This is a genomic window from Streptacidiphilus pinicola, from assembly GCF_003258295.1.
GTDB classification, from domain to species: domain Bacteria; phylum Actinomycetota; class Actinomycetes; order Streptomycetales; family Streptomycetaceae; genus Streptacidiphilus; species Streptacidiphilus pinicola.
The window spans coordinates 21,062-38,277 of sequence record NZ_QKYN01000130.1 but is presented as its reverse complement, the minus strand read 5'-3'; the positions used below and the strand labels follow the sequence as shown (position 1 = coordinate 38,277).

The window sequence follows — 17,216 nt, the reverse complement described above, 5'->3', positions numbered from 1 at the left end:
CCTCACGGGACAGAACAACTAGGTAGCCCAGGATCGCTGGCACGTAGGCGAGCGCGTACTTCAGTTCCTTGTTCGGTTGCAGTCCCAGGACGTAGATGAGGGCGCTGTATACGGTGGACGCCGCAGTCGCTCCGCGTCGTATGGATTGGGCTGGTGAGTTCATCACGATCCGTAGTTGAGGTGGTGCCAGGCCGCATCGAGGAGTTGTCTGGCATCTCTGATCTTCCACTTCTGGCCGTCTTGGAAGACCTTCTTCATTTCGTTCGGCTCGAGCATCCCGCGCCAGTTGCCCCAGATCATGTGGACCTCGCCCCGCAGGTGGGCGATCGCACCGCGGAACGACGCGTCCAGGGAGTCACCCATCAGGACGGCGTCGGGGACGTTGTAGATCAGGCATTCCATGAAGTACGACGGCAGCTCATTGATCACTCCGCGTCGCGCCAGGTCGTTCTCTACGTACTTCAGCGCTCGCACCGCGAACTTGTAGCGGCGGTTGGTGCGCTTGTTCTTGTCCCGCCCGTTGACCAGTTGCTGCGCGGGCCAGTTGACGATGTTTCCGCCGTCGCGGGTGTGGACGATGCTGCCTTCGTCCCACTGCGAGGCGTTTGCGTCACGGTACTGGCGGTACGCGAAGCAGGGGACCACATCGGCGCTCGGGCGGCTGCCTGCGACCTCGGGGATGTAGAAGGCGACGTTGCGCGTCGCGTCGATGGCGCCGAAGGCGGTGTTGAGGGCGGCACCGAGCTCCTGGCGCAGCCGCGTCGCCGTCCAGGGGCCGCGATAGTGGTTGTTCAAGCGCCACGACCAGTGGCTCAGCTTGGGGTGGTACGCATGTACCACCCGGTCGTTGAGCTGCACCTTAATGTCGACGTCGCTGTCGTATCGGACGTTGGTGTTGTTGGCGTAGGAGCCCTTCGCCTCCACGGACAGATCGAGGCCAGCGAAAGCGGTGTGCCCCCTGACGGCGGAGCGGATCATCCTCTCAGCGCGTTCGAGCCGCTCGGTCTCCGCGTCGCTGGGCGGAGCTACCGCTCGCCTCAGCAGCGCTGCGCGATCGGCGTCGGACATCCCCACGTAGCTTCCTCCCCCTCGGCCCGGCGAGCGGATGCTTGCCTGGGGCCTGATGGCTTGCGCACGGGGGAAGAATACGCACCGCCGCGGACATGGTGTGGAGTTGGACCCGTCGGCCAGCCCCTGGGCCGGGCGAGCGGCCAGCCGCACTTGGCTCTGCGCGCGCCAGCAGGCAAGGGCCGGAAGCAGGAACCCAGGTCGGTCAGCCGCTCGTCGTGGCACCAGCAGAGTGCAGCATTCCGTGCCGTGCCGCTCTCATCACATGATGGAGCGTCCGTCCTATTCGAGCACCGAAAAGATGGTGACGTCTCCATCCGAGCTGTAGGAGAGGACCACAGCCGATGGGATAGTGCTGCCTATATATCTGGCCGCATTATTGAAGCGGCTGCCGCGCACGGGGTCGCTGCCGTCGCAGGCAAGGCCGTCGAGTATCACACCGACGGCGTGGCAGTTCCCCTTCCCGTCCACCAGTACGCCACCGTCCATGTTCGTCAGTTGGTCGAGCAGTTTGGACTTGAGCAGTATTGGCTGGGTTTTCATCGCCTGAGGGGCAAGTCGCTTGGCTTCGGCTTCAGCGTCGCTGGAGATGATCAACATCGCCCCGTGCCGGTGTTCCCCGGCCGCACGAGCCAGCGTGACCAACGTTTCCGCGTCGGCGTTGGGGATGTTGGCGGCGATGGCGGCGCGTATCCGGGCCGCGTCGATCTGGGGCGTGGGCAAGTGCGGCTGGTTGTCCCGGACTGTGAACAGGACCGAGCTGCCATGTTCGAGTTGCCAAACACCTCCCTTGCGGATCGCGATCGTGAAGATCTCCTCGGTCTCCAACTCCGTACCCGCAACCACGGCTCCCAGGCCATAGACGTGGGAATGGTCCATAAGGAGTGCATAGGCGGGACCACTGGCTTCGAGCAGCTTGCGGACATGCCGCGCTTCGGCGAGACGAACCGGCTCCTCGAAGCGCAAGGCGACGTCTAGGGCAGCATGGTTGTGGGGTGCTATTAGCAGGCGTCCCGCGGGCGACCGCCCCTCGTACAGCAGCGAGGACAGGGCATTGAACTTCGCATTGGTTCCCGCGCCAGCGAGCGTGTGGCCGGCTCGCACAAGGGCCGCGCGCACCATGGTGCTGATGGCGTACACCGATATCTCAGGCGTGTCGTAAGGGAGCCGCCCAAGGTCGCTGGGCCCCGCTCCAGACGGATTCGGCATATAGAGATCGCGCTGCGCCTGCTCCAGCAGCGCGAACAGGATCGCCTCGATGATGCTGTACACCAGGTAGGGCTGCGGGGTGGCTGGCGGACCAAGTCGCGGCACTCGCGCCAACGCAGCCGCGTCAACACTTATGGCAACGTGGATCTTGTGGTCACCGACAAGCGCGGGACGGCTGACAAAAAACGTCCTGCTGGCTGGCGCGTGGTCGGAGTCGAGAACTTCCTTGAGCGCGGCCGCCTCCGACTCCTCTCGCATGAATCGGCCCATCCAAAGTTGGGCGTTCGGGTCCTTGAGGTACAGATTTTCGCGTTGCTGGTAGTGGGCTTCGGCGCGTCGGAGAACCATCGAGAGATCAACAGCAGCTACCCCCCGGTCAGCGGACGTGATCCACGACTCACCTGGGTCGCTGTTCGGGATCCCAACGACCATTGCTCTCGTAGACCCCTCGAAGCCCGCTTCCTCCAAGAGGTCGTCCGCAGCAGACTCGACAAGCCCGGGGAAGTTGCCTCCCAGGAGTGCGCCGACTTCAACTTCACTCAACACAATCCGTCTCGTTCCCCTTCAGCCCACTTCACCTGCCCTCCCTGGAGCTACTCCCAGGGCAGACGCCGAGCCGTAGCCTAGATCTGATCACACCGGAGCGGAGCCTCTGGCGGCTTCGTGACCTGATGGATCTGTAACTGGTTCCCGCGCCGAACTCGCAGAGGCCCGCCAAATGCCAGTAGCGGTTGCAGGCCGTCCACGTAGACCAACTTGACCGTCACATGGAGCGTCTGGCCCGTGGGGCTCGCTCAGGGCTTGCCCCTACTGGGGCCTCCGCTTGGGTGGAACGGGACCGGGAATGACGTCAAGGCCCATGTGCTCCTTAAAGAGGTGGACCAAGTTAGCGCCGTCAAGCGGTTCGTATCCAGCCAGCAGCGAGCACGGGGCGCTCTGGCTGCCGGGCCACCTGGGAGGCCTTGACTCTTCAAAATCTGATCCTAAAATGGACATATTCACCGCAATCACCACAAGGGGCAGCAGTGTTGAACCTCGCCCAAGCGGGCCCAAACTGCTCCCTATTGAGTGGGAGCAGTCGGCGAGAGGTGCCGAACTGGCCCGGGAACAGAGTGGCATGACGGCATTTCTGGGGGTTAAGGGGTCGAAGGTTCAAATCCTGGAGTGCGAGTGCGCTTGGGAGCCCGAGCACGGTCTTCAGATCGTGTTCCGCCGCGGTTGCTCGGTGTCGAAGGTGGGCCCGTTCGACAGTCACCTCACCAACGTCTCCGCCTTCGCCCTGCCGACAGTCACCTGGTGAGGGCCATGTCCTCGCTGGTCGCAGCCCGCTTGAGAGTTCGAGGGGGAAGGGGGATCCGCTCGCCAGCGGCATCCACCCTCGCGCGAGAGCGGTCCGAATGGCCTGGGCGACGGCGCCTGGAAGCACCGGCCGTGTCGGCAGGGCGAACCAGTTCGACGGGTGGGGGCGATCGGCCTGGACAACGAGAGTGGTGCCCGGCCTCCTCGCGTCCTCGACCGCGAAGGTCAACGGAGTCCAGCCGTTGCCCTGGCAGTAGGTCGGCTTGTGACGGACGCGCCAGCGATAGGTGACGCCGTCCACGACGATGCGCCGGGACCCCTTCTTGACCAGCGCCACCATCTGCTCCCACGGCTGCTCGCAGTGCCACCCCGACATTCACAGTTCGGAACCTCGGCGGCAAGCCCTTTGAGAGAGCCTCGGCATGGTCACAGGCGGTCGAGGAAGGCCAGCGCCTTGTCGGTGGGCCGATAGCGGCCCGGCCGGGCGGTGTCGCCGTGGCGTCCGGCGCGTTCGTTCAGCCCGGCGGCCAGCAGGTTCTGGACGGGGCGGTCGAGCGGGACGCTGCGCTGTTTGCGTCCCTTGCCTCACAGCGGACGACGGCGCCGTCGCCCAGGGTGATGTCGTCGCAGTTCAGGCTGGTGAGTTCGATGTCGCGCAGGCCGGTCTGAATGGCCAGTGCCAACGTGGCCTTGTCCCGCAGTTCATCCCAGCGTTTCGGATCCGGTGCCGCCAGCAGGGCGTCGACTTCCGGGCCGCTCAGGAACGTGACGGCCCTCTTGTCGAACCACTTGGGCGGGATGTCCAGGACCCGCTGAATGAGCTGGGCGTGTTCGGGGCGCTGGAGGGCGGCGTAGGAGAACAGGGAGCGGATCGCGGTCAGGCGGACGTTGCGGGTTCGGGTGCAGTGCGGCCGCGCGCGTGTCACAGCCGCAGCAGGCCGTCGCGGATGCGTTCCAAGAGGGCGATGGAGGGGCGTCCCGCGTGCTCGGGCGGGTGATCGTGGACGTGGAGGTGGCGCTCCGCAGCGAGGTCGGCGACCAGGACGCGGGCCACTCCGAGCGGAAGGGAGAGCAGCGCCGCGATCTCGGCGACCGAGTGTGGGAAACGGCACAGCTCCACGATGCGAAGGCGCTCGAAGTCCAGCGGTGCGCCGAGCGCTGCCGGGAACGCCGTGACCAAGGTCTCCAATCGCAATTCGGGTCGCACAGGACGGGTCCGGCCACGGGTCACAATGAACGCGCGGACGACCTCGCCTGCCTCGGCGTCCTCACCTCCCGGGTTCATCGCGCAGTGGCCAGGTCGGCGTGCCCGGACACGAGACCGCCGGGCAGCAGCACGGAGGCCGTGATGCCGCCGATCGGTGTGGCGGCCAGCCAGGCGTGGGCGCCGAGGCCGGCTGCCAGCCGGGCCACCACGTAGTGGCCGAGTTGCATGCTGCGGCCGGCCAGGAAGGTCTCCTGGCCGGCGAGGCGCTGGTTGGCCAAGGCCAGTTCCTCCGGCGGGAGTCCGGCGCCGACATCCACCACCGCGAAGAGGTAGTCCGCACCATGGCGCTGGGCGTAGACCTCCACGTCGGTTGCTGGGGATGAGGCGGCCAGCGCGTTGTCGACGAGCTCGGCGAGCAGGTGGGACACCTCCGCGACCGCGCTCCCGTCGAGTAGCACGTCGTCGCTGTGGCGCAGGACGACCCGTCGGAAGTCGTCCACTTCCCCGAGTGCGGAGCGCAGCACGTCGCCTATCGGCACCGGTTGTGACCAGCGGCGCGGGCTTCGTTCGCCGGCCAGGACCAGCAGGCTCTCGGCGTTGCGCCGCATGCGGGTGGCCAGGTGGTCGAGCTCGAAGAGGTCAGCGAGCGCCTCCGGGTCGTTCTCGCCGCGCTCCAGGGCGCTGAGAAAGTCGAGTTGACGACCCACCAGTTCGTGTGTGCGGCGTCCGAGGCTGGCCAGGGACTCGGTGCTGTCGCGCTCCAGTACGGCTTGCTCGACGGCTAGTTGCAGGGCGGTGGTGGCCACTCGGTTCAGGGCCTGCGCCACTTCGGTCATCTCGTCGCCGCGACTGGTGAGAGCGGAGCCGGGCAGGGTGGGAGCGAGTTCGGCAGGGTCGTGTCCGTCTTTGGCCTCACGCACCCGGGCGACGGCGGCCGGCAGGTCGCGGCTGGCGAGCTGGTCGGCTTCCTGCGTGAGGGCCCGCAGCGGCCGCAGGACCGAGCGGGTTGCCGCCCACGCCAGCCCGGCCGCGACCAGCAATGCCAGCAGGGCCAGCCCCGCGTCCAGGATCAGCTGCCGTAGCGCATCGGTCCGCAGCTGCTGTGCGCGTGCCTGGGTGTCGGCCGCCACCTCCAGCCGCACTCCGTTCAGGCCGTCGACCAACGCGGTGGCGGGCTGCCACCAGTCGGCCGGGCCGATCGGGAGCTTCTTCGCGCTGGATGCGGCCAGCAGCTGCTGCTCCAAGCCGGTCACGGTGACTGCCTGCGGGGTGCGCAGCGCGGCGGCAAGCGCCTGGGACTGGACGCTGGTCGCCGTGCGTGGCACCTGGGCGGCGTCGTCGTTCCTGCGGCCGAGCAGCTGCGCAAAGGTGGCGTAGTCGTTGCGTTGGAAAGCCCCGGAGGCCAGGATGCCGTTCACCGTTCCACGCTCCAGAGCGGCGGCCTCCACGACGTCCTCGAGTTTGCGCATGGTCGCCAGGTCGTTGAAGAGCAGCAGATCCGCCACCTGCGTCGGGTGGGAGAAGGCCGCGTCATCCAGGGCGGCGATGGCCCTGGTGTAGTAGGTGAGGGCGTCGGTGCGGCCCAGGGTGCCGTCGTCTGCGTTGCCACGCTCGGCGGCCAGGTCGGCCAGGAGGTTGAGTGCCGTCCGGATCGCGCTGCTGGTGGGCGTTTCCGCGGCTAACTGGGCCCTCAACTGCCCAAGCGCCTCATCGGTAGCCAACCGCTGGGCAGTCAGCCGGCTGCGGAAGCTCCGGTCGCCTCCGAGCAGACCGGCGGTCAGCCCGCGTTCCATCTGCAGCTGGTGGACGTAGTCTTCCGCGGCGGCGACCAGGACCACCTGATCGGCGGTACCTCCTGCCGCCGAGTACCGCGACGCCTGGCCGGCGGTTCCGGTGACCGCGACCGCGACCAGGGCACAGGTCGGGATGGCCAGCAGTCCGGGCAGGCGCGCGCGGATCGTACGCGGCATGGCTCGCCTCAGGAGGGCGAGTTGGCGTGGTGACCGATTGGGCACGGTGACTCCCCCATCGCCGGGATCAACCGGGACGTGTGGACATGACTGGTGTTGTCGAGGGCTGAGAGCGTAGACAACCGCGGTTGCGTACCGGTTCCGCAGCGCTCATCCGGTGCCGGCGGCCCGGTGATTCGGCGGCAACGGCCGTGCAAACACCGCGTAGCCGTGCCGAAACCTGTCTACGGCTTCCGAGAATTCACGGCCGCGAACCGGAGGTTGACATCGGGGGACCCCACGCCAGGCGCGGGCTGGGGCGCTGGGTACCTCGGCGGCAGCGGCCGACCGGCGGGATGACGTTGGCCTCCGACGCCGCTTTGCTGCTCGGCCAGCCGGACCACGTTGTGCGGCACGCCGCCGCACTTCGCCAGGACGTCGGTAAGCGGGCCCGGCATCGCCTGCAGCACCCACACGACCGGCGACTGAGGTTTTCTCAGTGAAGATCGACGCCCGGCAGCGGGCGGACGAAGGTGCCGGCGCTCGGCTTCGCGAAGATTGACCCGTCGGCAGGCGAGTGGCAGCCTTCCTGCTCACGCACCTGCTGGACACGGGGGATCTCCATGCCCTTCTTCAAAGCCGTTCTCCTCGACTGGGTCGGAACGCTCATCGTCCCGAAGTGGGGTCCGACTCGTGGGCGACCGAGAGGAGCCTCGTGGATCGAGCGCTCGTTGACACAGGTTGGGTGGGAGGCCTCCTCGGCAGAGGTCGCGCGGATCAGCGCAGCCCTGAGCGCAGCAGGCAAGCGCCCCGACGTCGCAGAGGGTTGGGCAGGAGCGGATCTGTCCGCTGCGGCCCACCAGGAGAGCTATCTCCGCTGGGTGATGGCCGCCGGCCTGGACTGCATCCTAGCCGAGGCGATGTACGAAGCTCTGTGCGACGCCGTCGACAACGTGTTCGCGGTCGATGTCGAACCCACCTTGGGGGCGCTCAAGGCAGCCGGGGTGAAGGTAGCCATTGTCAGCGACATCCACGTCGACATCCGCCCCGGCTTCGCAAAGGCCGGGCTGGACACGCACGTCGACGACTTCGTCCTGTCCTTCGAGCGTGGTGCGTGCAAACCCGACCCGGCCATCTTTCGCACCGCCCTGGAACGGCTAGGCGTGCAGCCCCACGAGACACTGATGGTCGGCGATCGCTCCGGCCACGACGGGGCGGCCGTCGAAGCCGGGATCACGACGTTGCTCGTTCCACCGTTGACGCACGCCACAGAGAAGCGGCTGCACCTGGTCCTCGCCGCCTGCGGCGTCGCCGGTTGTTGAAGGCCTCGCCGGGCGACGGTAACGCGGCCGGCGTGATGCCGCCCCACCCTGCCCCGGCGCGGGACCCGCGCCAACAGGCCTGATGCCCCTGGTAGGAACAGGTCTGTCAAGATCATGTCCGCTGAACCAGAGGCTTCCCGTTGGTCACCTTCGCTGCCACGCTCGACGTCCCGCGCCACGTGGTGGAGTACCTCGCCCGTCTGTTGGCTGCCCACCGCCGCCGGATGGGCACTCCGAAGGGCTCCCGCGCCCTCGAACCCTTCCGCCAGGCGGTGATGGTGCTGCGCTGGTTCCGCGAGCGCGGCTGCGTGCACTGTCTGGCCCGCGATGCCGGCGTCTCCCAGTCCACCGGCTACCGCTACCTCCACGAGGGCATCGCCGTCCTTGCCGACCAGGCCCCCGACCTGCACGAGGTCCTGAATCGCTGTCGACGCGAGGGCCTGCCGCCCTCGGGCGCCGGCGGATCCAGGACGAAGCCGTCCACCTCGGCTGGCACACCACGCCACTAGCCGAAGAGGACCTCCGGAGCGGCAGGCCAGCGCAGAAGGAAGCGCACGCGCGTTCTTCGTTGCGGCCCCGGACATGTCCAGGATCAGCCGGCCGCGGGGGCGTGGGTTGGAGTGGTCACCGGCGGCGCCGGAGGAACCTGGGGAGTAGCAAGGACAGGGTGAGGGTGAGGGCGGACAGCACGGCGGCCACGAGGATGGGGACATGCCCTTGTCCGGTGACCGATGCGGCGACCGCTCCGGCCTTGTCGAATGTCGGAAAGGTGAGGGTGGCGCGCTCGGTGTGCTCGACTAGCCCGCTTTTGAGCGTGAGTTCCACGGTCCAGGGGCCGTCCGGCAGTCGTGCGTCCAAGGGGACGACGGCCTGCGCGCGGTCGCCCGGGGCAAGTGTGGTGCCCGGCGTGGCCGAGAACGGTCCGGCGCGCAGTCCGTCGGGCCCGTCGGAGAGGGACAGTGTCCCCCTGATGTCCAGGGCGCGACGCCCCGTGTTGCGGATCTGAGCGCGAACTTCTTCCCGCCCGTCGCTGGCCCGGGCCGCGTAGAGCCGCTCGATCTTGAAGTCCGAGGGTGGCTCACCGCCGGAACCGACGTCGACGTACATACGGACGCCCACTCGGCCCAACACCGTCAGATTGTGGGAGGGGTCCATGTCCCTTCCCATGTCCGTTTGCGCCCAGATGACGCCGTATCGCTCCCCGGCGGCGGCGTCCTTGGGCACGTGGATCGTGGTGCGCACCGACGCGGTTTCGGAGGCTTGCAGCTCAAGGGCCGTCGTGTCGAATGACGTCCAGCCGGTCAGCTCGTTGGGGGTGCGCTGTGGCGCGAAGGTGAACTTGCCCTGCCCGATGGTGGCCGCCGCGGCGTAGACGTCGACATGCATCGGCGTCGGCGACTCGTTGGTGACCTCCACTCGCCGCTCGATGGTCGAGCCGGGGGCGAGGTGGTCGACGATGTAAGCCCGCGCCCTGGGATCGGCACGGCGGCTCACCGGTGCGTCGAGCAGCTTGATACCGATGACCGTGCCCGCTCCCGGGCTTTGAGGGGAGAGAGCCCTGGACACCTCCTGCCCCATCGACACCACCCAGACCGCCTGAACCAAGGCCAGCACCAGCAGCAGAACCCCGAATCGGCGCGCACCCCTCATCGCGTCAGGCAACGGATTGGGTCAGCGTTCCGGTGTAGGTCCCGCCGACCGCGCTGGCGGGCAGGGCAATGGAGACGTTCGGGTCCCAGCTCGCGGTGTTGTCTCCGACACCCGAGGTGCCGGTGACCACCGTCTGCGGAGAGTTGCTCAGCGTCACGACCGTTCCGGTGGCGGTAATGGTGCCGGTCGTCGTAATCGCCCCGGGATCGTAGCCGCTGTCGGTAGCGGGGATCGTTTCGGGGGGCGTCCCCCCGCCGGTGGTGAAGTCCGTCACCGACGCGGTCGCCGTCCAGGAGGCCGACAGCAGGGCACGATCGTCGGTGACGGACACCGCACCGAGCGCTCCGCTGACCGTGGTCCCGGGCGCTCCCGAGCCCAGGCTGGCGCTCACCGGTGCCGACATCGACAACGCGCCGGACGTGACGCTGAACGTGGTGGTGGTGTCGGGGTCGGCTCCCCTGGTTGCGGCCGCCGGGCTGCGGTGCGTCGTGAGCCGGCCCCGCCCGTGACCGGACCGAAGGGGCAAGTGGGTCCGGTGCAGGCCGTCCTTGTCAGCGACGACCTTCACGGATTGCGGTCGATCCGAGACGCCTCGGTGGCTCCCAACGGCGCCTCCGGAACCGGCCGCAGCGACGGCGAGGCATGGCTGGAGCAGAACAAGAGCAGCGGCCGAGGCCGCTGCAGACATACTTCGTGCAAGCACGACAACTCCTGGAATGACGGGCCGGCGACGGATATGTTGACCAACAATGGCAATATTGGATATCAGGTGCATTCTTGCCAATGTGAAATAGATCATCCGATACAGCTTTTTTCTGGCAAGATGGCACGCCGCGCGCTCGACGGAATTGGACACCTGGGCCAGGAGCGCGCGGGCGTGGTGCGCGCGGCACCGTTGCCCGTCACTCCCTGCCCGGCCAGCCGATCGGCGCGCCCCCCGCCGCGCACTTGTGGGAAAGAACCACGACTACCTCTTCGTCGCCATCCGCTCCGGCACCGAAGGAAAGCCAGGCCGGAAACCGGCTGATCCGCCCACACCCCGCAAGGGGACGCTCACCCGCCTACGGCAGCCGCCAGTACGTCAACCGGTCCCCAGGGCCGACATCCGCGAGCATCTGCATCCCGGGCAGCTCCTTGGCGGGCACCCCGAGCGCCCCGGCGATCTCACGCGCCGGGTACCGATCCACGCCGTCCGCGTCCAGCGCGTCGGCCCGCACCTCGGCCTGGTCGCCGAACCAACAGCACCACCTTGACCGCCACGGTCTCCATCTCGCTCACCAGCCTCGGTCTTTCGTGACGGTCCGTCGGTTCGCCTGGCGGGCCGTTTCGGTTCTTCGGGCTGATGGCGGGCATGTCCGCGACCCGGCTGTTGCGTGGGGTGGGCGCGGGGTTCCACTGCTCCGGTCGTGCGAGGGCTCGTCTGTGCGGGTCGTTCTCGCTGGTCAGCGGGGTTTCGGGAGAGCCTGAAGCCGGTCGAAGGTGGCGGTGACGACCTGGGTCCAGGGCCAGTGACGGGCCAGGCGGAGCCAGCGGCGGCGGCCGGTCGTGACGAGCTGGCCGGCGGCGGAGAACAGCCGCAGTCGCAGGCGCTCAAGCAGGTCCAGGGCGAGCTGGACGGGACCAAGGACATGCCACAGGCCAAGGCGGTGTCCGGGTCCGCTGTCTCCGGATACTCACTGCCCTGGCCTGGACCGGACGTCAGTTCATGATCAGGGCGGCGCTGTTGTTCCTGGGATTGGGGTCCCAGGGAATTTTCGTGCTCGGCACCGGCTCACCCCAGACTGGCTGCACCAGGCCTCGCACGTGCGGCACCACGGTGTTCACGTGGAGGGTCACCGGGATCGCGAAGCGATCGCCCGGGTACGCGGTCTGTGTGTGCGAGCGGGCCGTCCGGTTTCCGGCCGGACGACCCGCCCCGGGCCCGGTCTCCTGCGCATCCGCCGTACGGAATGCGGGGGTTCCGGACTTCCCAGGATCGGCCTCGCTCGAGCTGATGACGAGTGGTTCAAGGGACGGCGCGACGCGGACGGCTCACTCGTCTGCTGGGCTTCCTACGGCTCCGACCTGGCCGAAGCCATTCGCGGGCTGTGGGCTCCCCGCAGGTCCCTCATCACTTTCACAACACGGCCCTGGACCCCAAGCGGTCAGCTGGGACCAGACAACCGTGTCGGGCCTGGGCCTGTGGTCCCCGCCACCAACCATCCCGACGTGCCGACCAGGGGATCAATCGAGCAGGTTTGTCTCTTCCCGAGCAAGAGGTGGGGACATTCTTTCCAACAGCGCCGATCGGCGCCCACTGCTGATCGCCACTCCGGATGAAAATGAGCGGCGCGCATTCTGGCACTCATCGTGATGATGGTGGGGAGATCGTTGCGAAGGGCTTGATCTTCAGGGCGCTGGGCGACACCGTGGCCATGTCCGACGGCTCCTCCCTCGCAGTCCTCGCCCCCGGAGAGTGACATCGGCCTGGTCGGCTGCGAGTTGGCTCTCCTGGTCGGTGCCGACACGGTGCTTCCTACCGCGTTCCGCGCCGAACGGCAGGGGCGCCAGCCTGCTGCACTGAACCGGCGTCGTCTGGGCGACGTCACGCGAGCCATGTCTGGACGCTTTTGAGGAGGAACCTTGGCTCTGCCGGAGGATCAGAGCGGCTGGCACGGCGCTGCTTTAAGGGGAACTGGCCGTGTCGCGTTCGGCGGTCCGGCCGACGGGTATACCCCGGCTCCCGCGCACGCCGGTGACCGCCAGACGTCCCAAGCTGAGCTGTCCAGCTACTGGCGGGATCAGCAGTTGCAGGCGTGGCAGCTCCGGTCGGCTTCGCCCGGCGGTCGCCCGCAGGCGCCGGTCGAGGAGGAGTCGGAGGAGCAGTCGCTCATCCGCCCCTACGCGATGACCGGTGGCCGGAGCCGTCCGAGCTACCAACTCGCCATCGAGGCGCTGGTGTCGACCGCCGCCGCCCCGGAGCGGAACGGTTCGCTGCTGCCCGAGCACCAGCTCATCTGCAGCCTGTGCACCACCGTCAAGTCGGTGGCCGAGATCTCGGCGCTGCTGTCGATACCACTCGGCGTGGCCCGCATCCTTGTCGCGGACCTGGCCGAGTCCGGCCTCGTCGCGATCCACCAGCCCGCCCCCGGGGGCGATTCCGACGGAACGCCAGATGTGACACTGCTCGAAAGGGTGCTCAGCGGACTTCGCAAGCTCTAGGCCGACTGGGCGTACGGGCCCAGGGTGGCCGCCCGGCCGGCGCCGGGCTCTCGCGCGAGCGTGTCGACGCCTGATCAGATCACGGTGCCGGCGCAGCATGCTTCCAATCCCGATGTTCCGGGAAACGAGCGCCCTCGATCCGCGGACACTGCGGTCAGGTTCTTGGCTACCTCGAGCAGCGTCCACGCGGCCAGTGTCCGGTCGCCGCGGGAGTCCTCGTCGGGGTCTTCGGCGAGGACTCGGACCGTCGGGCGCCGCTCTCCGGGGCCAAAACCGCCAGCGCCTCCGCCGCCAGTTTGCGGTCTCGGATGCTGAGGATGGGATCAGCGGTCAGGGAACGAAGCAGCCGTGCCCCGCGCACCGGGTTCACCACGGCAAGGTCCTTGACCACCGTGAAGAACGCATCAGCCGTCCCATCGGCATCCCGCTTGCTGTCGATGCCGGGGAGCACTGACCTGCGGGCTACTCTTCGGCGGATCGGCTGCCCCAGGGCGTCCCCTCAGGCTCCGCGGCCCGCGCCTCAGCCTCCGCGAGCAGCTCCGCCCAGCTACGTAGTGACGGGAGGCCGCGGTTCACAAGGCCGTGTGGACCGCCTCGATCAGGGCCATCTTCCTCGGGTCGTCCGCGATGTGCGGACCCATGCGGTTCATGACGTAGCCGAGGCTGAGGTCTGACTCCGGGTCGGCCAGGCCGCAGGAGCCGCCGAAACCGTCGTGGCCGAACGCGCGGGGGTTAGGGCCGTAGGAGGCGTTGCGGCCGCTGAGCCAGAGGCCCAGACCGACCTCGGTGTCGTGGGGGAAGCCCGGGCCCAGCACCAGGTCGCGGCAGGCGCCCTGACCCTCGCGGACGCGCTCCGCCGCTTCGGCGGAGAGGATTCGGCGGTCACCGTGGCGGCCGCCGCGGGCGAGGATGCCGTACAGGGCGCACACCGCGCGCGCCGTGCCGTGGCCGTTCGCGGCCGGGATCTCGGCCCGCCGCCACTGTGGGGTGTTGGCCTCGCGGGCGCCAACCGCGGGGTTGCCCACGGCCGCCAGGGCGACCGCTGGCAGTTGGGCGAGCAGCGCGGCGCTGTCCGCCGTCACCTGCGCGGGCACGAGCTCGGCTGCCCGATCGCTCTCCTTGTCCGGCAGGCCGATGGTGAAATCGATGCCGAGCGGGCCGGTGATCTCCTGCTCCAGGAACTCGCCCGGCATGAGGCCGGATACGCGCCGGATCACCTCGCCGATCAGGTGACCGTAGGTCAGGGCGTGGTAGCCGGACACCGTCCCGGGCTCCCACCACGGCTCCATGGATGCCAGCCGCGCCGTGGTCAGCTCCCAGTCGTACAGGTCCGCCGCGCTGTGGGGTTCCCGCAGTCCGGCCAGGCCGGCTCGGTGCGACAGGAGATGACGCACCAGCACCTCCGACTTCCCGCTCGCCGCGAACTCCGGCCGTACTGGGCGACTGGCGCGTCCAGATCCAGCAGACCCCGGTCGGCCAGCAGATGTGCGCACAGGGCCGTCGGCCCCTTGGTGGTCGACCAGACGTTGACCACTGTGTCCCGCGTCCACGGACGCGTGCCCGCGCCGTCCGCCCACCCGCCCCACAGGTCCACCACGACCTCGCCGCCGACCTGCACGGTCACCGCCGCGCCCTACTCCTGACGCTCCGCAAAGTTGGCCTGGAACGCTTCCTTGACGGCGGCGAAACGCTCGTCGCAGTGGCCCTCGATGCGCGGTGCGGGCACGGGTGCGGGAACAGCGGAGCCTGCCATGGGGGTCCCTCCACAAGTCGACGGGAGTGCAAAAGGCAACATACTGACTGGTCGGAATGCTGAAAAGACCCTCTACTCGTGCAGCCGTACCAATGGATCAACGGAAAGCTCGTGCACCACTGCGACACGCGCGTGTTCCAAGACCTCCTACGGCGTCAACGGCGCCGTCGCCGCCGTCATGGCCGTCGCCGGTGCCGTCCTGCTCCTGTCCTGACTCGCCGCCACCCCACGGTCACGGCGACGAGCCGTCACGGCGACGGCGACGCGGACGCCGTCACGGGCTGCATGGTGCCTGCGTAGGTGATGAACAGCTCCGGGGCCTCCGTCACCGGATTCGTCGGCGGCGCGCCACCGACCGGCACGTACCACCCGCCGAGCAGCGGGGCCGTACGCACCGACTCGACGTCGGCCTTCAACAGCAGCCCGTGCTCGGACGCCGGGTCGCCCACCCAGCCGCGTACCGCCCCGGTCGCGTCGAAGTCGGTGCGGTCGAACGCCCCACCCACCTCCTGGGCGAGGTGCCCGGTGGGCGCCCCGTAGTCCCCTCCCGGTCGCGACCACGGCCGGCCTGCCGCCGCCCGGTTCCATGTCACCTGTGCGCCGGTGAAGGAGCGGTGCAGCGCGTACAGCGTGTCCTGGTCCGGGTAGTTCCCGCCGCTGCTGCGCCAAAGGCTCAGGTGCGCCTCGACCACGTCCGCGCCTTTGGGCAGCATGGCGAGCGGCCCGAAGCCGAAGACCAGGCGGGTGTTGCCCAGCCCCATGTCCTCGTCCGGGCCGAGCTCCAGGTGTGGCGTCGAATCCTTCTTGATGACCGCGTCCGCGGCGCTGTTCGGCATGCCGGAGCCGATGGTGTCGGCGACGAGGGCCGGCAGCGCGACCTCCGTCCGGCCCGGCATCGGCAACTGCACCAGCAGCGGCGTGCCCTGGATGAACCGCCCGCCCTTGGTGCGCACCCCGATCAGGTAGGTGTAGAGCCCGTCGTGCGGGCCCGTCCGGGTGGGCGCGCCGGAGTCGAGGAACGAGGTCTGGTCGCCGTTCACGACGCCGATCAGGTGGCCGGGCGATTGGCTCAGGTCCTGGTTGAGTCCGTTGCGGTACACCTCGTACCTGGCCACGTCGTAGGCGGCGCTCCCGGTGGTGTTCACGTAGGCGGGCCAGGCCAGTGCCGCTCCGGTTGCGTTGATGACGCTCGGCTGGTCGACGACCACGCCCGGGGGCACGGGCTTCCACTGCTGCTCGGGCGGCGGGGACCGGTAGGGTGCGGGCGCGGGCGCAGTGGTGGCGAGGACCGAACCGCCCGGAGACGCGGACGGGTGCGAGCCCGAGGTGAACCACGACAGCAGCGAGCCGGCGATGATGAAGTAGAGGCCGTAGGCGAACAGGGCGACAGTGCTCATCGCCAGCGCGGTGATCGCGGAACCGAACTGGTTGCGCCTGGCCAGCGCCGCGTTCGTCGCCGCGGCCATGCCGCCGAAGAAGCCGCCGATCGCCCCGCCCAGCGGGATCAGCGCCAACGGCACCAGCACCAGGCCGGCCTGCCACCACGACAGCCCCGCCACCATCGCGGCGTACCTGCCCCTGGGCAGCGCACCGCCGTTCGGCTCGTCGACCTCCGCCTCGAAGCCGTCCGCCTTGTTAGTTCGGGACGTCGCCCGCATGCCCACCCCACGGCCAGATCGGTCGCGCACGCAGAACCCGGTCCGCATGCGCACGGCGCGCCGGAAACTACCAACTCCCACCGATACCGCGCCACTCCCCCACGTGGTCCCGCTCGTGCGGGCGGGAGCCAGCTCTCGGGAACGGTGTCCTCGTGGAGCGGCAGGAGGCCGCGTGATAGCTCGTCAGCCGGCGAGACCGCCGTTGCTCTTGAGCAGTTGACCGTTGATCCACTGGCCCTGCGGTGAGCACCAGTCGTCACAAGGCGCAATCGTTCGGCCTCCGCGCGGGAACGGCAACCCGATTTTCGCCGCGTTAATCGGATCTGAACCAAGCCGTTCCGCACGGCACACCTGTCACACCACCCACGGGAATTGAGTAGGGATACGGATGTTCTCGCGCCCGCAGCCAGCGAGAATCGTGGGGTGAACGAGACAGCCGCACACGGTGCAAGCACTGCCCGCCGGACCGCGGAGTGGTGGCAGGAGCCGATCATCTCCACGGTCGTCACCGGAGTCCTGGTTCCGATCGCTGTGTTCTTCTGGATGTTCTCGGTGATGTCCACTGACCCGTGCAACTCGGCGGCTGACTGCCCCAACACGTTCGCGGCGCTCACCCGGTCCGAGTGGCTGATCGCCGCCGCGGCGGTCACCGGGGTGCTTCAGTGGTTTCCCGCCTACTGGACGCCCCGCAACGGGCGCCTCCTCGTGGCCTTCCTGCCCCCGGTCCTCGCCGTGGCCTCGCTCGTCAACATCTTCACCACTCCGGCTGGGCAGTAGCGGGTTCGGGTGGGGTGCCGATGCCAGACACCTTGCGGGCATGGCAGCGCAGGGCAACCCGCAGACCCAGTGACGCCGGAGGTCGAGCGAGGGGTGGCTGCGGTCGAGTCGCCCCGCAATGAA

The 17,216-nt window shown here is 68.6% G+C and carries 14 protein-coding genes and 4 pseudogenes; 6 read left to right on the top strand and 12 right to left on the bottom strand.

What is annotated here, in order from left to right; translation table 11 throughout:
- Positions 1-162: 162 nt before the first annotated feature.
- Both DN069_RS30170 and DN069_RS30165 read right to left on the bottom strand, forming a co-directional pair.
- Positions 163-1,068: a nucleotidyltransferase-like protein gene (locus tag DN069_RS30170; RefSeq protein ID WP_111506344.1), complete on the bottom strand. Its 906-nt coding sequence runs from the start codon at positions 1,066-1,068 to the stop codon at positions 163-165.
- Between the two features lie 282 nt (positions 1,069-1,350).
- Positions 1,351-2,823, bottom strand: a complete 1,473-nt coding sequence (locus DN069_RS30165; protein WP_111506342.1) for a hypothetical protein — start codon at positions 2,821-2,823, stop codon at positions 1,351-1,353.
- Between the two features lie 298 nt (positions 2,824-3,121).
- Between DN069_RS30165 and DN069_RS42970 the strand changes: the two genes are divergently transcribed.
- Positions 3,122-3,577: a DUF6985 domain-containing protein gene (locus DN069_RS42970; protein ID WP_424556342.1), complete on the top strand. Its 456-nt coding sequence runs from the start codon at positions 3,122-3,124 to the stop codon at positions 3,575-3,577.
- A gap of 514 nt (positions 3,578-4,091) precedes the next feature.
- Here the strand turns inward: DN069_RS42970 and DN069_RS30155 are convergent.
- From DN069_RS30155 to DN069_RS40465, 4 genes are all read right to left on the bottom strand, one after another.
- Complete coding sequence (locus DN069_RS30155; RefSeq protein ID WP_165845707.1) at positions 4,092-4,502, bottom strand: site-specific integrase; 411 nt, start codon at positions 4,500-4,502, stop codon at positions 4,092-4,094.
- A complete protein-coding gene (locus DN069_RS30150) occupies positions 4,499-4,861 on the bottom strand; it encodes a DUF742 domain-containing protein (RefSeq protein WP_111506340.1) in 363 nt (120 codons plus the stop codon). Before DN069_RS30150 ends, DN069_RS30155 begins: the two co-directional genes overlap by 4 nt.
- Positions 4,858-6,753, bottom strand: a complete 1,896-nt coding sequence (locus DN069_RS30145; RefSeq protein WP_111506338.1) for a sensor histidine kinase — start codon at positions 6,751-6,753, stop codon at positions 4,858-4,860. Before DN069_RS30145 ends, DN069_RS30150 begins: the two co-directional genes overlap by 4 nt.
- A 475-nt stretch (positions 6,754-7,228) precedes the next feature.
- On the bottom strand, positions 7,229-7,369 hold the full coding sequence (locus DN069_RS40465; protein ID WP_165845706.1) for a hypothetical protein: 141 nt from the start codon (positions 7,367-7,369) through the stop codon (positions 7,229-7,231).
- On the opposite strand from DN069_RS40465, the gene DN069_RS30140 reads away from it, so the two are divergent.
- Together DN069_RS30140 and DN069_RS30135 are read left to right on the top strand one after the other, a co-directional pair.
- Complete coding sequence (locus DN069_RS30140; RefSeq protein WP_111506336.1) at positions 7,356-8,054, top strand: HAD family hydrolase; 699 nt, start codon at positions 7,356-7,358, stop codon at positions 8,052-8,054. The genes DN069_RS40465 and DN069_RS30140 overlap by 14 nt on opposite strands.
- Before the next feature lie 140 nt (positions 8,055-8,194).
- Positions 8,195-8,494 (top strand): annotated as a pseudogene (locus tag DN069_RS30135) (IS5/IS1182 family transposase); the annotation flags it as partial.
- A gap of 184 nt (positions 8,495-8,678) precedes the next feature.
- Here the strand turns inward: DN069_RS30135 and DN069_RS30130 are convergent.
- From DN069_RS30130 to DN069_RS30110, 4 genes and pseudogenes are all read right to left on the bottom strand, one after another.
- Positions 8,679-9,704, bottom strand: coding sequence for a COG1361 family protein (locus DN069_RS30130; protein ID WP_207892318.1), 1,026 nt, complete (start codon positions 9,702-9,704; stop codon positions 8,679-8,681).
- 4 nt (positions 9,705-9,708) lie between these two features.
- A complete protein-coding gene (locus tag DN069_RS39565) occupies positions 9,709-10,560 on the bottom strand; it encodes a hypothetical protein (protein WP_133260086.1) in 852 nt (283 codons plus the stop codon).
- Positions 10,561-10,765: 205 nt separating this feature from the next.
- Complete coding sequence (locus tag DN069_RS30115; RefSeq protein WP_243639926.1) at positions 10,766-10,921, bottom strand: hypothetical protein; 156 nt, start codon at positions 10,919-10,921, stop codon at positions 10,766-10,768.
- Between the two features lie 225 nt (positions 10,922-11,146).
- Positions 11,147-11,320 (bottom strand): annotated as a pseudogene (locus DN069_RS30110) (transposase); the annotation flags it as partial.
- A gap of 792 nt (positions 11,321-12,112) precedes the next feature.
- Between DN069_RS30110 and DN069_RS41980 the strand changes: the two are divergent.
- Positions 12,113-12,317: pseudogene (locus tag DN069_RS41980) on the top strand (hypothetical protein); the annotation flags it as partial.
- 174 nt (positions 12,318-12,491) lie between these two features.
- A complete protein-coding gene (locus tag DN069_RS41975) occupies positions 12,492-12,905 on the top strand; it encodes a DUF742 domain-containing protein (RefSeq protein ID WP_341538513.1) in 414 nt (137 codons plus the stop codon).
- 572 nt (positions 12,906-13,477) lie between these two features.
- Here the strand turns inward: DN069_RS41975 and DN069_RS30095 are convergent.
- Both DN069_RS30095 and DN069_RS30090 read right to left on the bottom strand, forming a co-directional pair.
- Positions 13,478-14,658 (bottom strand): annotated as a pseudogene (locus tag DN069_RS30095) (serine hydrolase domain-containing protein).
- A gap of 248 nt (positions 14,659-14,906) precedes the next feature.
- A complete protein-coding gene (locus tag DN069_RS30090) occupies positions 14,907-16,316 on the bottom strand; it encodes a DNRLRE domain-containing protein (protein WP_165845705.1) in 1,410 nt (469 codons plus the stop codon).
- A 423-nt stretch (positions 16,317-16,739) separates the two neighbouring features.
- On the opposite strand from DN069_RS30090, the gene DN069_RS30085 reads away from it, so the two are divergent.
- Entirely contained in the window at positions 16,740-17,093 is a 354-nt protein-coding gene (locus DN069_RS30085; RefSeq protein WP_111506326.1) for a hypothetical protein, read from the top strand.
- Positions 17,094-17,216 lie beyond the last annotated feature (123 nt).

What these genes read in the sequence shown, in the direction of transcription:
- DN069_RS30170 (WP_111506344.1), bottom strand. Translation starts at nt 1,068, where the DNA reads ATGTCCGACGCCGATCGCGCAGCGCTGCTGAGGCGAGCGGTAGCTCCG.
- DN069_RS42970 (WP_424556342.1), top strand. Translation starts at nt 3,122, where the DNA reads ATGACGTCAAGGCCCATGTGCTCCTTAAAGAGGTGGACCAAGTTAGCG.
- DN069_RS30150 (WP_111506340.1), bottom strand. Translation starts at nt 4,861, where the DNA reads ATGAACCCGGGAGGTGAGGACGCCGAGGCAGGCGAGGTCGTCCGCGCG.
- DN069_RS30145 (WP_111506338.1), bottom strand. Translation starts at nt 6,753, where the DNA reads ATGCCGCGTACGATCCGCGCGCGCCTGCCCGGACTGCTGGCCATCCCG.
- DN069_RS30140 (WP_111506336.1), top strand. Translation starts at nt 7,356, where the DNA reads ATGCCCTTCTTCAAAGCCGTTCTCCTCGACTGGGTCGGAACGCTCATC.
- DN069_RS30130 (WP_207892318.1), bottom strand. Translation starts at nt 9,704, where the DNA reads ATGAGGGGTGCGCGCCGATTCGGGGTTCTGCTGCTGGTGCTGGCCTTG.
- DN069_RS30090 (WP_165845705.1), bottom strand. Translation starts at nt 16,316, where the DNA reads ATGCGGGCGACGTCCCGAACTAACAAGGCGGACGGCTTCGAGGCGGAG.